We start from the raw sequence: 15,627 nt of genomic DNA, 5'->3' as shown, positions 1-15,627 counted from the left end.
CCGTTATGAAAAAAATTTTACCATTTGCTGTTTTTTTGATTGCGTTATCCATAACTGCACAAAATAAAATAGCAGAAAGAGTATCGGAACTGCAAAATCTAAACGCCGACTTTAAAGCCATTTCAGTCTTGTCACCAACTCCAAATGCTGTCAATAGTGAAGTAGAGAAAGTGGTTGAAGGGGCAACATTAGCCACTATAAATTTGGCAAAAGTCAATGAAATTGTGAGCAGCCAATACAACACTTTTGAATTGGAAATCCCATACCAAAACCAAACGATTTCTATTTTACTATACAAAGTAAATCCTTTTATGGAAGGATTTCACGTAGATACCGATGTCGCTAAAAACATTGCATACCAAAAAGGGGTTTATTATCGCGGAATCATCAAAGGAGAAACCAACTCGGTGTCGTCATTTAACTTTTTTAACGGAGAATTCAACGGAATGATTTCGAGTAATGAGTTGGGCAATATCGTTGTCGGTAAATTAATCAAGCCCAATAATACAACAGACTATATCGTCTATTCAGATGCAAAAATGAAAGTTTTCAGCGGCTTTGACTGTCATGTGAAAGAAGAAGCTTATATACCACATTCCCCTTCTGAAAACAATAAAAACATCAATAGTGTTGAAACCAATCGTTGTGTAGGATTCTATTTTGAAGTAGATAACAATTTGTACCTTGAGAATGGAGAAGACACAACTGCGACAACCAATTGGATGACATCGGTTTTTAATAATGTGCAAACATTATATAACCTTGACGGTATCACAACAGGTTTGAAATCTATATTTATTTGGACCAACGCCGATCCTTATGAAGGTGTAGGAACTGCCTCAATTGCCTATTTAACAACCTTTAGAGACTTGACTCCCGTTTTTGATGGTGACGTAGGGCAATTGGTTGGAATAGATGAAGGAGGTTTGGGAGGTGTTGCTTATCTCAATACCCTTTGTCAAACCAACAACCACAGTTACTCGGATGTAGATCTTAACTTTGCAACGGTTCCGACTTTTTCATGGACAGTGCAGGTAATCACGCATGAGTTCGGACATTCTTTAGGTTCTCCTCATACACACCAATGTGCCTGGAACGGCAACAATACGGTTATTGATGGCTGCGGGCAGCAGGCAGGTTTTGGAGACAACAGTTGTCCTCAAGGACCAATTCCTGCTACCAATGTAAAGGGAACCATCATGAGTTATTGCCATTTGATTGCTAATGTAGGAATCAGTTTTAATAACGGATTTGGTCCTCAACCATCAGCTTTGATTGTAGCTAACGTAAACAGTAAAACTTGTTTGAGCTTAGATTGTATTACCTATTGCATCAATAGTGTTACAGATATTACTACAACAAATCTCACGAACAATTCAACAACAATCACCTGGACAGATACAAGCGGCACAACCAGTTGGCAAATTTCGGTTACCCCTTTTGCAACAGCAACTCCGGTTTGGAATACCGTAACAACCAATAGTTACTCAGTTTCAGGATTGAATGCCAATACTTATTACAGAATCAAAATCAGACCGGTATGTACTACTAATATCGAACCGGTAATAAGAGAAAAAATATTTGCAACCAATGCGGTTAATTTCTGTTCAAATACCTCTTTTACTGATACTGGTGGAACTTCCGGGAATTATACCAATAATGAATCTTGGACCAGAACCATTATCCCTGCAGGAAACGGATTGAAGATCAGAGCGAGTTTCGGAGCCTTTAATCTTGAGGATGGTTATGACTTTTTGTACATCCACAATGGTCCAACGGTTGATGATCCTGATTTGACTTTTGGTGCCGGATTAACAGGATCAATACCTCCCGGGCAGTACAATTCAACCGCAACGGATGGTTCTTTAACCTTTAGGTTTTATTCAGACGAATTTGAAGTTGCTTCAGGATGGAACGCGACCATCACTTGTACAGGAACTTTGGGTGAAGTTGAGGCTGATTTTATTGATTTCAGCTATTATCCGAATCCGACTAACGGAAACTTAACCATTACCTCTAAAGATCCAATCTCTGAAGTGACCGTTTATAACGTTCAGGGGCAATTGTTACTGAATCAGAAGATGAATGAAATGACTACCAATGTGAATATGTCAACTTATGCAAGCGGAACCTATTTCTTCAAATTGAAAATCAACGGTGTTGAAGCCAATTTCAAAGTTTTGAAAATGTAATTACCGCAATTATTTATAAAGAAAAAGCCACTCAATCAGAGTGGCTTTTTTATTTATCTTTTCATCAGTTCCATGAATTCTAACGCTCGTGAAATTGATTTTACATTTTCGAAAGTCAACAATAATCGCAATCCATTTTTAGTCTCTTTCTCTTTCATTTTACAGATATTAGCATGCTGCTGAACAAACTGTAACATGTTTCTGAATTGCTTTGAATTGTAGTATTCCGATTGTTGGTCAGAGACAAAATAACCAATCAGCTTGCCTTGTTTCATAACGATTTTTTCAATACCCACTTGCGTCGCAATCCATTTGATGCGGATGCTGTTCAAAAGCGCTTTGGCTTCTTTTGGCAATGGCCCGAAACGGTCCATCAGTTTGTTTTCATAGGCCAATAAGCCTTCTTCGTCTTTAATGTTGCCAAGCTCGTTATACAAATTCAAACGCTCGGAAATGTTGTTGATGTATTCATCCGGGAACAATAATTCGAAGTCAGTATCAATCTGTAAATCCTTGACATATTCTTTGGTGTCAATGTCGCTATCGGATTCGTATAATTCCTTGAATTTGTTTTCCTTCAACTCTTCAATGGCTTCGTTCATGATTTTCTGGTAGGTTTCAAAACCAATTTCGTTGATGAAACCACTTTGTTCTCCGCCCAATAAATCTCCGGCACCGCGAATCTCCAAATCTTTCATTGCAATGTTAAAACCGCTTCCCAATTCGCTGAATTGTTCCAAGGCCTGAATCCTTTTTCGGGCATCATCGGTCATCGCAGAATAGGGTGGACAAATAAAATAACAGAACGCTTTTTTATTGCTACGGCCAACTCTTCCGCGCATTTGATGCAAATCCGAAAGGCCAAAATTATTGGCATTATTGATGAAAATCGTGTTGGCATTTGGTACATCCAAGCCACTTTCAATAATGGTTGTCGCAACCAAAACATCAAATTCGCCGTTCATAAAGCCAAGCATCAGTTCTTCCAGCTTTGTGCCTTCCATTTGACCGTGACCAATACCAACGCGCGCATCGGGAACCAATCTTTGAATCATACCGGCAATTTCCTTGATGTTTTCAATTCGGTTGTTGATAAAGAAAACCTGTCCGTTACGTTGAATTTCATACGAAATCGCATCGCGAATCAACTCTTCATTAAAACCAACGACCTGTGATTCGATAGGATATCTATTCGGCGGTGGTGTAGTAATCACCGATAAATCCCTTGCTGCCATCAATGAAAACTGCAAAGTTCTCGGAATCGGTGTGGCGGTTAAGGTTAAGGTATCTACGTTGGCCGCAATAGTTTTCAATTTGTCTTTGACGTTGACGCCAAACTTTTGTTCTTCATCTACAATCAGCAAGCCTAAATCTTTAAACTGTACATTTTTGTTGACCAATTGGTGTGTACCAATGATAATATCCAATTTCCCTGAAGCCAATTCTTCTAAGGTTTGTGTTTTTTGTTTGGCCGTTCTGAATCGGTTTAAATAGCCAACTCGAACCGGCATTTCTTTTAAACGCTCGGTAAACGTTCTGTAATGTTGGTAGGCCAAAATGGTTGTTGGCACCAAAACCGCAACTTGTTTGCTGTTGTCCACCGCTTTGAAAGCGGCACGAATCGCAACTTCCGTTTTCCCGAAACCTACGTCACCACAAACCAATCGGTCCATCGGACGGTCTTTTTCCATATCGGCTTTGACGTCTTGTGTGGCTGTGATTTGGTCGGGCGTATCTTCGTAAATGAACGAGCTTTCTAATTCTTTTTGCAAATAACTATCGGGTGCAAACTGGAATCCTTTTTCCAATCTTCGTTTGGCGTATAATTGAATTAAGTTGAACGCAATGTGTTTGACACGTGCTTTGGTTTTCTGTTTTAAAACCTTCCAGGCATTCGAACCCAGTTTGTAAATCTTCGGCGGCGTGCCGTCTTTGCCGTTGTATTTTGAGATTTTATGCAGCGAATGAATGCTTACATACACTATGTCGTTGTCGGCATAAACCAATTTAATCGCTTCCTGTGTTCTGCCTTCAACCTGAATTTTCTGTAAACCACCAAACTTTCCGATACCGTGGTCGATATGGGTTACATAATCACCAACAGACAAAGAATTCAACTCTTTGAGTGTCAGGGTTTGCTTTTTTGAATAGCCGTTTTTGATGCTGAATTTGTGGTAACGTTCAAAAATCTGATGGTCGGTATAACAGGCAATTTGGTTTTCCTCGTCTATAAAACCTTGGTACAAAGAGGATACTATTGTATGGTATTGCTTGCGGACATTCTCGTGATTTTCTTCATCAATCGATTCGAAAATATCATGAAAACGATTCGCCTGCGCTTCATTGGCACAATACAAATAATTGGTATAACCGTTGAAATGATTGTCGCTCAAATTGTTCAACAGCAAATCAAATTGCTTGTTGAAAGAAGGCTGAGGTTGTATGTGAAATTCGAAAGTTTTAGTCGTTTTGAACAGCGGCTTGTTCGCCAATTCGATGATGGAAAAATCCAACGCTTTGCGCAAAAATCCTTCCTGGTTTAAGAACAAATGTTCCGGCGCAGCGTGTTTGACGTCTTTTGATAATTTGTCAAAAGTTTCGATGGCTTTGCCAAAAAGTTTGTCGAGTTGGGCAGTTAAAAACTCCGTGTTTTCAATACATAAAACAGTTTTGTCGCTGATATAATCAAGGAAACTCTCGCGGTTTTCCTTGATGAATTTATTCTCCAGATTGGGAATGATGGTAATCTTATTTTGCTTTTCTACCGACAGTTGCGTTTCCACATCAAAGGTTCGGATGCTGTCGACTTCGTTGCCAAAAAACTCAATGCGATACGGATTGTCATTGGAAAACGAAAACACATCCAGAATACCACCACGAACAGAGAATTCTCCCGGTTCGGTGATAAAATCGACGCGTTTGAATTCATACTCGAATAAGACTTCGTTGATAAAATCGATGGAAACATTATCGCCAACGGACACTTTCAACGTGTTTTTGTCGAGTTCTTTTCGCGTCACGACTTTCTCAAAAAGTGCTTCGGGATAGGTGACAATCACCGCCGGTTTTTTTCGCGAATTGATTCGGTTTAAAACCTCGGAGCGCAATAAAACATTGGCGTTATCGGTTTCTTCAATTTGGTATGGACGGCGATACGAACTCGGATAAAACAGCACGTCATTGGCGCCAATCATTTGTTCCAAATCGTTGAGATAATAAGCCGCTTCTTCTTTTTCGTTTAAGATTAGAAGAAATGGCTTTTCACTTTTCTTAAAAACAGCCTGAAATACAAACGACAATGATGAACCCAAAAGTCCTTTCAGCTGAATTTTAGCCAAAGGGTTTTGCTTAGCCAGTTCGCTAACGCTCGTGTCAAGACTGTCCGCTATTTGTTTGACTTTCGCCGAATGAAGATAACTGTTGTATAAAGAGTTTTGGCTCAAAGCTTATTGACGTGGTTTTATACTTGGATTATTTGGAATCGCACGTGTGGTGTCTAACATTCGCAACATATCGCTTTCACCTTCTTCAATTTTGATGTTGCTTTTTCGGGTAATTTCATCCAGTTGGAACTGTAAGGAAGCCACTTCGGTGTTGATTTCCTGTACCAGTTTTACAATTTTTGAATCGGGAATCTGTTGCAGATTGATGAACAGATTGATAGAATTGATCTTGGTGCTTATCGTCGCGATTCTGCTCTTGACTTCGGGTAAGGCGAACTTCGGCGGAATATTTTTATTCAGGTCTGCCGCTCTTTTTGAAAGCGCTTTGGCTTTTGATTTAAAAGCGCCGATACTGCTCTTTGGTTTTTGACCCAGTTCATTCAGAAATACGCGCCATTCTGCCCAATTCGTGGTTAGTGAACGGGCTGTTTCATTTTTGAGTTGGGTGTTAAAATTCCAACCGCTATTAATGGTATTAAAAATAGCCTCTTGTTTGTTGGCTTCTTTTTCCTGTTCCAATAGGCGGATTTTTGGATCTTCCTGACAGGAAACCAAACACAACAGCATTAAAACCAATGCAGAAAAACGTATTTGCATCAAAATGAATTTAAGTCGTAAAGGTACAAAGGTAAAAGGAAACTTCATTATGAAGTAGTTAAAGGGATTGTAATTTTTGCAAAAGATTTTGCATAATTAAAAGTTGCGAAAACGTTATCTTTGCCAAAACAACACAAACTAAATGAGTACAAAAATCCTAATTATTGGTGCTTGTGGCCAAATTGGAACCGAGCTGACCAAAAAACTAAGAAACATTTACGGCGTTGACAATGTAGTGGCTTCAGATATCAGAAAGTTGAATATTGATATCGTAAACGAAGGCATCTTCGAAGTGGTAAATGCCTTAGATTATAACCAAATTGAACATTTAATTGAGCAGTATCAAATTACCGATGTGTATTTGATGGCGGCTTTACTTTCGGCTACTGCTGAAAAAAATCCTGCTTTTGCTTGGGATTTGAATATGAATTCGCTTTTCCACGTATTGAATTTGGCGAAAGCCGGAAAAATCAAAAAAATATTCTGGCCATCGAGCATCGCAGTTTTCGGACCTACAACACCGCGAAACAATACACCACAATATACCATTATGGAACCAACAACGGTGTATGGCATCAGCAAGCAAACCGGTGAAAGATGGTGTGAATATTACCATAACATTTATGGCGTTGATGTGAGAAGTATTCGTTATCCGGGATTGATCAGTTGGTCAACAGAACCAGGCGGCGGAACTACCGATTACGCGGTGGACATTTACCACAAAGCTTTGAAAGACGGAAAATATGAATGTTTCCTTTCGGAAGATACGGCCTTGCCGATGATGTATATGGATGATGCAATTAATGCTACGGTGGAAATCATGCAAGCTTCAAGTGAAGATATCAAAATCCGTTCTTCCTATAATTTGGCCGGAGTAAGCTTTACGCCAAAAGAAATTGCGGCTGAAATCAGAAACCACATTCCTGATTTTACCATTTCTTATAAACCGGATTTCCGTCAGAAGATAGCCGACAGTTGGCCAGCGTCTATTGATGACACTGCGGCACAGAAAGACTGGAAGTGGAAGCACAAGTTTGATTTGGCTTCGATGACCGTTGAGATGTTAGAAAATCTGAAATAAATACCATAAAAAAACGCTGCCATTGGCAGCGTTTTTTGGCAATAATAAGTGAGTACTATTGCACTATTGGATCTCTTAAAGATTCCAATACCGCGACAATATCAGCATACAATTCCGTGTTAGAAGCAACACCGTTTTGATTGGCAGCGGCGCCTACATAACCAACAAATTTTGTGTAATTAGCATCTGTAGAAGTGGTTCCCATTCTCGGGTTCAACGATGGGTTGTGAGCCGTTACCATATCCAAACCTGAATACGTATTAACCGCATTAGTTCCGCCGGTATTAAAGGAGAAGAAATCGGTAAGATTGTCTACCAAAATAGCCAAGTTAGTGGTGTTTCCGGCGCCAACTTCTGTTAAAACAGGAGTAAAGTGAGCTCCTAAATTACCTGACGCATTGGCTTGAACATCGGCTACAATTAAACCAACAGTAGTGTTTACTACTTTGCGGTAACTTAGACGACCTTGTTCAATCATTTGTCCCGGATTATCAGGATCGGCAACCATAGTTGTTCCTCCTAATCTCTCATAGATTGAAGGTGTTGCTGGTGGAGAATCGTCGTCACTGCTACAAGAAACGAAGACAACGGCTCCGAAGACTAAAGCACAGAGTGCTAATTTTGAATACTTTTTCATAATGATATATTTAGTGGATTAATTAAAAACGCCTTGAATGAATTTTGAAAATTTATATTTGAATCCGTCTTTTTTCATTACGGGACAAACTTGTTTGTTGGCTAGGCTAGGAGGTAGTATAAAACGCTCGGCTCTGTAATCACCTTTGTTCATTAATTCGTCATATACTTTTTTGGAATCGGCTACAGTATTGTCGTGGAAATAAACCACCACATTTTTTTTCACGATGATATCACTTTTAACGCCTTTGATACTGTGCAGTTTTTCTTTAATCGCCACAGTGCTTAGAGAATCAAAAGGCTTATCAAAATCGATACGGCTTATTTGTATCGTTGCATTTTCTACTGGTCTGGCATTGGCAATATGATAAACCAGAATCACAAACAGCAAAAGTCCTGTTCCCAAGACGCTCCATACTATTCTCTTTACGGTTTTGTTGATTTTCATGAGTTTTTGTTTTTGTGTTTCCCTCATGTACGAAGTGATTTCGATTTTGGTTTTTATAAAAGCAAAAAAAATACTCCGACAGTAATATGGAACGCCTAAAAATCGAAAAGCGCTGCTTGTGGGCGCAACGCTTTTCTCATAACAAAAACAAAACTAACCTTAATATTTAGTGTAAGATGTTGTTGCTTTTTGGCCTGAATTTACAGGCTGATTTTTGAAACGGGAGCAAACAGGGCCATGTAGCAAGCCAGAAAAACCAGCATAAATAATACTATAAATGCTATAGTGCCAAAAAGGGCATTGATTTTTTTGTTGATGTCCATAATCGTAGAATTGGGGTTCTTATTCTCATGTACGAGAAAAGAAAGACTATGGATTTGAAGTAATTAGGAAAAAAATTATTTTTTCTTGGCTTTCAATTCTGAGATGAATTTATCTTCGATTGGGGTTTTGATTTTTACCACTTCATCTGTGTTGTCGTTAGGGACTGTCATTGAAAGCACATAATGCTTAATTTTCCATTGTCCATCAACCAAGGCCATTACACCCGAGCCACGACAGATTTTCATTTGGGTGTTTAGCAATTCATCAAACCAAGCGGTTTTGCCGTCTTTACTGAAATAAATATGACGTTCCAATGCGGTAAAATTCCAAGCTTTGCCTCGGTCAAAATAAGGTTTTGCAAAGGCTTGAAATGCTTTTTTATCCCAGTTTTCAGTGGCATCAGTGCCTATGAATATGGCGTCGTCAGTCATCGCGTTGAAGTAATCTTTGAAATTGGCTTCAGCGGCCGATTTGTGCCAGGTGTCTAAAACCGAATTGATATTTTCCAGGTCAATTCTTTGTGCCTTAGCCATCGATAAACTGAAAAAGAATGCCAAAAAAAGAACTTTTTTCATCTTGCCGGGTGTTGTTTATATATAAAGTAAATATACAATTTTGTAATAATTAGCCGATTAGTTTTTGTAATTTTATGAAATGAATATACGTTTGGCTATGGAAAACAAACAGTGGTTAGGGATTTTGGTTGTGGTTTTGGCACTTGGTTTTTCTCTGACCAGTTGGTATTGTGCAAAAAAAGAAGACCAATTGACGAATGCAAAAGTCAGTAGCAAGTATCATCCGGAAGATGTTTCACTGTCTTTTGACAGCACATTGGTGGAAGCATTTTATGCCAGATATCCCAAATTGGTTTTATACAAAAAACAATCCGTTTCACTCTATCAGAAAAACGGGTACACCTATATCTGGTATGATAAAAAAGGGCGAAAAGAAACCGCCGAAGTGATTTACAACAAGATGAACAACCTGTTTGAAGAAGGTGTTCAGGCGAAAGTTCCCTACAAAGACATTCTGGACGGTATGTTTCTGCGAACTTCAGCCAAACCCAACGTGGATGTTGAATTGTTCCTGACCAATTACTATTTCTATTATACCAATAAAGTGCTTCAGGGCATTGACAGTACTAAGACAGAGGAGTTGGGCTGGTATTTGCCCAGAAAGAAAATGTCCTATGTGAAGTATCTGGATTCTTTGCTGATCGATCCCAAATTAATTGACAACAAAGAACAATTGATAGGACAATATTACAAGCTGAAAAGTGTTTTGCAAAAATACCGAACCATCGAACAAAATGGCGGTTGGACACCGATTACAACTCCGACTGATTTTAAGCAAATGAAGCCTGGTGACAGTTCTGAATTGGTGCTGCAAATCAGAAACAGATTGTTCCTCACTTCGGATATTGAAACCGATTCTAAGAGTTCTGTTTATGATGAGTCGTTGCAGCAGGCTGTTTTGAAATACAAAAAGCGCAATGGGTTTTCGGCTGACAAAATTATTCAACAAAAACACATAGACGAAATGAATGTGCCGATTAGCGATCGCATCAAAACCATTATGGTCAATATGGAACGCTGCCGCTGGATTTCAACCGATTTGACCAAAGCCAAAGAGTTTATTGTGGTTAATATCCCATCCTATCGACTGAGTTATTATAAAAACGGCAAAGCTGTTTTGGTTTCTAACGTAGTTGTAGGAAACCAGATGAATGAAACCGTTATTTTCAGTGGTATGATGAGTTATATTGTTTTTAGTCCTTATTGGAATGTACCGAAAAGCATCCGCGACAAAGAAATTCTTCCGGCGATTAAAAAAGATCCAAACTATCTGTCCAAACACAATATGGAATGGAAAGGAAGCAACATTCGTCAAAAACCGGGGCCGACAAATTCCTTAGGTTTGGTGAAATTTTTATTCCCGAATTCCAATAATATTTACCTGCACGATTCACCGGCGAAGACGTTGTTCAACGAAGAGAAAAGAGCCTTTAGCCATGGTTGCATCCGTGTGGCCAAACCCAAAGAACTGGCGAATATGATTTTGGCTGATGATCCCAATTGGACACCCGAAAAAATTGAAGAAGCCATGAACGCCGGTAAAGAAAAGTGGTATACTTTAAAAAGTAAAATCCCAGTCTATATTGGTTATTTCACTGCTTGGGTAGATGAAGACGGTGTTATCAATTTCCATAAAGACATCTACGAAAGGGACAACGCTTTAGCCACTTTGCTTTTGGAAGACTAAAAGGCTTCGCCGTGCTGGGACAAGTCTAATCCCATATTTTCTGATTCTTCTGAAACACGAATCGGAATGATAATATTCGTCAGTTTGAACAATAAATAAGCACCACCAAAAGTAAATACGGAAACCAACACCAAAGCCATCATATGATGACCAAAGATGCTCCAGCCGCCATAGAGTAAACTCGCATTTTCTCCTTTGGCAAAAATTGCAGTGAGTATCATTCCCATAATTCCGCCCACGCCATGACAGGCAAATACATCAAGGGTATCATCGATTTGTTTTAGTTTTTTCCAATAGACCATTTTGTTGGAGACCAAAGCGCCAATAAATCCGAAGAAAATACTTTGTGGAATGGTCACATAACCCGCAGAAGGCGTGATGACTACCAATCCAACTACAGCACCGATACAAGCGCCCAGAGCCGATACTTTTCTGCCATTCATTCGGTCAAAAAACACCCAAGACAACATCGCGGAAGCAGAACAAATCGTGGTAGTAGCAAAAGCCATCGCTGCCGTAGCATTAGCGGCTAAAGCCGAACCGGCATTGAATCCGAACCAGCCAAACCAAAGCATGCCTGTGCCTAACAACACAAACGGAATGTTTGTTGGAATGTGTTCGCTGTTTTTCCTTTTACCTAAAACTAAAACACCAGCCAATGCCGCAAAACCTGCACTCATGTGAACAACCGTTCCACCCGCAAAATCCTTTACACCGAAATAACTGCCCAAGAGACCGTTTGGGTGCCAAATCATATGGCATAAAGGCGCATAGATACAAAGGGTAAACAAACAAATAAAGAGCAAAAAGGAAATGAAACGGATGCGTTCCGCAAGCGCGCCGGTAATGATGGCCGGTGTTATGACTGCAAATTTCATTTGAAACAAAGCAAACAAAATAAAAGGTATCGAGGAAGCCATAGTCTTGTGCGGATGCATTTCGACATAGCTAAAGAAAGCAAAATCAAACGGGTTGCCAATGATGCCATAATGTACGCCATTTATCGTTGGACCAATCGGAGCGCCAAAAGAAAGTGAAAAACCAACTACAACCCAAAGCATGCTGATTACACCAAGACAGATAAAACTCTTGAGCATGGTGGAAATCACGTTTTTCTTTCCAACCATTCCGCCGTAAAAGAAAGACAAACCGGGAGTCATTAATAAAACCAAACAGGAAGCGGTGAGTAGCCACGCAACATCGGAATAACTAATCGTGTCAACAGGATTGAAAGCATCGTTGTTTTCGGCCAATTTTTCAGGCCAGAATAAACCCGAAATGGCCACTAAAGTAATGATGAGAAAAGAAACTATCCAGCGTTTTTCGATTTTCATGAAAATTCAATTTTAAAACCAACCCCTAATTTTATAGGGTAAAGTTATTTAAAATTGCAAATCATTGATGGTAAATGGCAAATTTGTTTAGGGTAAAATTAAATTTTTATCTAAATTTTAATGAAATAGAATTGTTTTTGAGAATTTAAAAAATAACCACTTTGTTTTTGAGAAATGTATAATTTACTTTTTCAATACTGCTTTTTGCAGCTCTTTTAAGTCGGCGGATTTGAAATTGGCAGCCGAACCGGAATAAGCCGAATAGATGATTTCTCCGGATTGTGAGTTGGTTACAGTGACAAATTTCTCCGCTGGGGTTTTGATGAACAATAAGTAATAAAACGGCATGGCGTTTGTCAGGATTTTATCATTGAGCTCGGCCAAAGGCAAGACTTTATAAGATTGTGAAAATCCATCAAATATTTCTTTATCATCATATTTTTTGCTTTCGTCATCGGAGTTTTTAGAAAACTTAATCATTGCATAATCGGGGATGAAAAGTGTAGAAGTTGACATCTTTTTGATTTCTTCTTTGTTGCTGATTTCGGTTTTGGCGAGGGTTTCAGTGCCTTTGTCTAAGAGCAAATTCAGTTGTTGGATGTAATTGGATAAAACGCCGGTTCCCCAATTTTTAAAATGTCCGGCAGCATCATAATCCATTTTATATAATGCGCTTGGATTGTTTTGGGCGTAGAAGTCGCCAAAGAGTTCTATAGTCGCGACTACGATTTTATCGGTCTGATTGAAGTGTCTTCTTTTCTTTGGGTCATAAGTATACTTACCGTTGGTTGTCCACAGTTCCAAATAAATGCGGGTTTCGGTAGCGGCTGTAGTACTATTGGAAGTGGTCATGTTGGCGCCAATCGTCACAAAGCTATTATTGGGCGCAATGTTTTTTTCTACATCAGTATATTTGATACATTCTACTTTCGAAAGTGTCCATGCTTTTTTTATGGCCTCAACAAAAGCCACGTCTTTGGGCGAGGCCGGATCTTTCATCGCAAAGAAGGTTGTGCCTTGTTTAATTTTGGCTACTTCAGCGGTATTGGTAATGGTAATTTGGCTGAAGCAGAAAAACGGAAACAAGATTGTCGCTATGAAATTAAAAAGGTTGGCTCTGATTTTCATAAAATGAATTTTTTGATTCTCAAACTTAGGAAAAAAAGTGGAATTAAGGATTACTTTCTTTAACCAACAAAAACCCCCAACATCACGTCGGGGTTTCTTTTATAAAAAGTTTTGTTTACCAAATCTTCACACGCTTTTCAGGCGCTAAGTATAATGAATCAGTTGGTTTGATGTTGAACGCTTCGTAGAATTCAGGAATGTTGCGCACGGTTCCGTTTACCCTGAACAATGCCGGTGAATGCGGATCGCCTGCTATTTGGCTACGCAAAGCCTCTTCACGGGATTTCTCTGCCCAAACTTGTCCCCAACCTAAAAACACACGTTGCATACCGGTAAAGCCATCCATTACCGGAGCTTCTTTTCCGTTTAATGAAGCTTTGTAAGCTTTAATCGCAATGCTCAATCCGCCTAAATCTCCAATGTTTTCACCCAAAGTAAAAGCACCGTTTACATTCAAATCAGGGAATGCCTTAAAGCTGCTGTATTGCTCAACCAAAGCGCCTGTTTTCTTTTTAAATGCGGCTAAATCTTGTGGTGTCCACCAGTTTTTCATAACGCCTTTACCATCAAAAGCACTTCCTTGATCGTCAAAACCATGACCGATTTCGTGACCAATAACCGCACCGATTCCACCATAATTTACAGCATCATCCGCATTCAAATCAAAGAAAGGCGGTTTCAAAATCGCAGCCGGGAATACAATTTCGTTTAACGAAGGATTGTAATAGGCGTTAACTGTTTGAGGATTCATTCCCCATTCTGTACGATCCACCGGTTTACCCAGTTTGGCTAAGTTACGGTTGTATTCAAATTCGGCGGCACGTAAGCCGTTACCATAAAAATCATTCTTATCGATTTTGAGCGCAGAGTAATCTCTCCATTTGTCAGGATAACCAATTTTAATCATAAAGTTGTCCACTTTTTTCAAGGCTTCTTTTTTAGTTGCCTCACTCATCCAATCCAATGTTTTGATGCTTTCGGCATAGGCTTTCAGTAGGTTTTTCACCATACCAACCATACGCTCTTTGGCTTCAGGAGAGAAATGTTCTTTTACATATACTTTGCCTACCACTTCGCCCAAACCGCCGTTTACAGTTTCCACTGCACGTTTCCAGTCTTCCTGTTGTTTTTCGGTTCCATATAAAGTTTTCCCGTAAAACTCGAAGTTTTGTTTGTCTAAAGCGGTTGTTAAAACACCGGCCGATTTATTGATTACACCCCATTTCAAATAGGTTTTCCAAGTGTCAATCGGTGTCGATTTGATAATGTTGTTCAGGCTTTTGGTATATTCTACCTGAGTTACCACCAGATTTTTTTCTTTTTCCACTCCGGCATTTTTCAGCATCGCAGTCCAGTTGAAATCAGGCATCAAAGTTTTTAAATCTTTTACCGCGTAGGCATTGTACAATTTTACAATATCACGGGTTTCTTCCTTTTTCATGTGTTGGCCGGCCAAAGTGGTTTCCAAAGCCATGATAGTCGCTGCACTTTGAGCCGCATTCGGCTGGTTGGTCAATTGAAACATCTTTTCTATATGAGCTACATATTTTTTGCGGATATCCATCATCTTAGCATCGGTAGCCAAATAGTATTCTCTTTCCGGAAGACCTAAACCGCCTTGCCAGGTAATTAGAGTATATTTAGTAGGATCTTTAAAATCAGTATACACCGAAACACTAAACGGGATAGCAATTCCTTTTCTGTTGGCCTGGCCAAAATAAGCCGCGAGGTCATCATAAGATGCAATCGCATCAATGGCCTTTAATTCAGGTTGAATAGGTGCAATACCTTTGGCATCACGTGTTTTTCTGTCCATAAATGAAGCATAGTAATCTCCGATTTTTTGTTCGTCTGAACCTTCGGCATTACTGCCTTTTGCAGCTGCTTCGATAATGGCTTTAACGTCTTTTTGAGATTGATCATACAGCATATCAAAAGCACCATAAGACGCTTTGTCTGCTGGAATCTTGGCGGTTTTCATCCAGGTTCCGTTTACATATTTGGCAAAGTTGTCGCCGGGTTTTACCAGCGTATCCATGTTTTTTTTATTGATACCCGAAGTGAGTTCTTTTTGGCTACAAGCCGCCAATAATACGGAGGCTGATAATAGCAAAATTTTTGTATTTCTCATTGTGTTTTAATTTGGTTAAAATGCTAATCTACAAGGTAAACCGCCAACAAA

At 39.4% G+C, this 15,627-nt stretch carries 12 protein-coding genes; 3 read left to right on the top strand and 9 right to left on the bottom strand.

Annotation, left to right across the window (positions count from 1 at the left end; translation table 11 throughout):
- Positions 1–5 precede the first annotated feature (5 nt).
- Positions 6–2,192, top strand: coding sequence for a M12 family metallo-peptidase (locus P1K33_RS00465; RefSeq protein ID WP_284650877.1), 2,187 nt, complete (start codon positions 6–8; stop codon positions 2,190–2,192).
- A 53-nt stretch (positions 2,193–2,245) separates the two neighbouring features.
- Here P1K33_RS00465 and mfd read toward each other — a convergent pair whose 3' ends face one another.
- Positions 2,246–5,635, bottom strand: coding sequence for a transcription-repair coupling factor (gene mfd / locus P1K33_RS00460; RefSeq protein ID WP_372508178.1), 3,390 nt, complete (start codon positions 5,633–5,635; stop codon positions 2,246–2,248).
- A gap of 3 nt (positions 5,636–5,638) precedes the next feature.
- Positions 5,639–6,232 (bottom strand): hypothetical protein, encoded by a 594-nt coding sequence (locus P1K33_RS00455; protein WP_284650876.1) that lies wholly within the window; start codon positions 6,230–6,232, stop codon positions 5,639–5,641.
- Positions 6,233–6,374: 142 nt separating this feature from the next.
- On the opposite strand from P1K33_RS00455, the gene P1K33_RS00450 reads away from it, so the two are divergent.
- On the top strand, positions 6,375–7,313 hold the full coding sequence (locus P1K33_RS00450) for an L-threonine 3-dehydrogenase (protein ID WP_284650875.1): 939 nt from the start codon (positions 6,375–6,377) through the stop codon (positions 7,311–7,313).
- Positions 7,314–7,368: 55 nt separating this feature from the next.
- Here the strand turns inward: P1K33_RS00450 and P1K33_RS00445 are convergent, their stop codons facing one another.
- From P1K33_RS00445 to P1K33_RS00430, 4 genes are all read right to left on the bottom strand, one after another.
- Positions 7,369–7,950 carry a globin family protein gene (locus P1K33_RS00445; RefSeq protein ID WP_284650874.1) on the bottom strand — a complete coding sequence of 194 codons (582 nt, stop codon included), beginning with the start codon at positions 7,948–7,950 and terminating at the stop codon, positions 7,369–7,371.
- Between the two features lie 18 nt (positions 7,951–7,968).
- Positions 7,969–8,397, bottom strand: a complete 429-nt coding sequence (locus P1K33_RS00440; RefSeq protein WP_284650873.1) for a hypothetical protein — start codon at positions 8,395–8,397, stop codon at positions 7,969–7,971.
- Between the two features lie 200 nt (positions 8,398–8,597).
- The gene (locus tag P1K33_RS00435; protein ID WP_284650872.1) at positions 8,598–8,720 is read right to left on the bottom strand and encodes a hypothetical protein; all 123 of its coding nucleotides are present in this window, start codon (positions 8,718–8,720) and stop codon (positions 8,598–8,600) included.
- A 75-nt stretch (positions 8,721–8,795) separates the two neighbouring features.
- Positions 8,796–9,296 (bottom strand): nuclear transport factor 2 family protein, encoded by a 501-nt coding sequence (locus P1K33_RS00430; RefSeq protein ID WP_284650871.1) that lies wholly within the window; start codon positions 9,294–9,296, stop codon positions 8,796–8,798.
- A gap of 97 nt (positions 9,297–9,393) precedes the next feature.
- Between P1K33_RS00430 and P1K33_RS00425 the strand changes: the two genes are divergently transcribed.
- The gene (locus P1K33_RS00425) at positions 9,394–10,983 is read left to right on the top strand and encodes a L,D-transpeptidase family protein (protein WP_284650870.1); all 1,590 of its coding nucleotides are present in this window, start codon (positions 9,394–9,396) and stop codon (positions 10,981–10,983) included.
- Here P1K33_RS00425 and P1K33_RS00420 read toward each other — a convergent pair.
- From P1K33_RS00420 to P1K33_RS00410, 3 genes are all read right to left on the bottom strand, one after another.
- Positions 10,980–12,317 (bottom strand): ammonium transporter, encoded by a 1,338-nt coding sequence (locus P1K33_RS00420; RefSeq protein WP_284650869.1) that lies wholly within the window; start codon positions 12,315–12,317, stop codon positions 10,980–10,982. The genes P1K33_RS00425 and P1K33_RS00420 overlap by 4 nt on opposite strands.
- Positions 12,318–12,500: 183 nt before the next feature.
- Positions 12,501–13,445, bottom strand: a complete 945-nt coding sequence (locus tag P1K33_RS00415; RefSeq protein WP_284650868.1) for a hypothetical protein — start codon at positions 13,443–13,445, stop codon at positions 12,501–12,503.
- 115 nt (positions 13,446–13,560) lie between these two features.
- Complete coding sequence (locus P1K33_RS00410; RefSeq protein WP_284650867.1) at positions 13,561–15,576, bottom strand: M13 family metallopeptidase; 2,016 nt, start codon at positions 15,574–15,576, stop codon at positions 13,561–13,563.
- Between the last annotated feature and the right edge of the window lie 51 nt (positions 15,577–15,627).

Source organism: Flavobacterium terrisoli (genome assembly GCF_030167905.1).
Classification (GTDB): domain Bacteria; phylum Bacteroidota; class Bacteroidia; order Flavobacteriales; family Flavobacteriaceae; genus Flavobacterium; species Flavobacterium terrisoli.
The sequence above is the reverse complement of the archived record's forward strand: the minus strand, read 5'-3'. Positions and strand labels throughout refer to the sequence as shown.

Excerpts from the sequence above, each read along its gene's own strand:
- P1K33_RS00445 (WP_284650874.1), bottom strand. The coding sequence starts at position 7,950 with ATGAAAAAGTATTCAAAATTAGCACTCTGTGCTTTAGTCTTCGGAGCC.
- P1K33_RS00450 (WP_284650875.1), top strand. The coding sequence starts at position 6,375 with ATGAGTACAAAAATCCTAATTATTGGTGCTTGTGGCCAAATTGGAACC.
- P1K33_RS00435 (WP_284650872.1), bottom strand. The coding sequence starts at position 8,720 with ATGGACATCAACAAAAAAATCAATGCCCTTTTTGGCACTATAGCATTT.
- P1K33_RS00425 (WP_284650870.1), top strand. The coding sequence starts at position 9,394 with ATGGAAAACAAACAGTGGTTAGGGATTTTGGTTGTGGTTTTGGCACTT.
- P1K33_RS00465 (WP_284650877.1), top strand. The coding sequence starts at position 6 with ATGAAAAAAATTTTACCATTTGCTGTTTTTTTGATTGCGTTATCCATA.
- P1K33_RS00410 (WP_284650867.1), bottom strand. The coding sequence starts at position 15,576 with ATGAGAAATACAAAAATTTTGCTATTATCAGCCTCCGTATTATTGGCG.
- P1K33_RS00420 (WP_284650869.1), bottom strand. The coding sequence starts at position 12,317 with ATGAAAATCGAAAAACGCTGGATAGTTTCTTTTCTCATCATTACTTTA.
- P1K33_RS00440 (WP_284650873.1), bottom strand. The coding sequence starts at position 8,397 with ATGAAAATCAACAAAACCGTAAAGAGAATAGTATGGAGCGTCTTGGGA.
- P1K33_RS00455 (WP_284650876.1), bottom strand. The coding sequence starts at position 6,232 with ATGCAAATACGTTTTTCTGCATTGGTTTTAATGCTGTTGTGTTTGGTT.
- P1K33_RS00430 (WP_284650871.1), bottom strand. The coding sequence starts at position 9,296 with ATGAAAAAAGTTCTTTTTTTGGCATTCTTTTTCAGTTTATCGATGGCT.
- P1K33_RS00415 (WP_284650868.1), bottom strand. The coding sequence starts at position 13,445 with ATGAAAATCAGAGCCAACCTTTTTAATTTCATAGCGACAATCTTGTTT.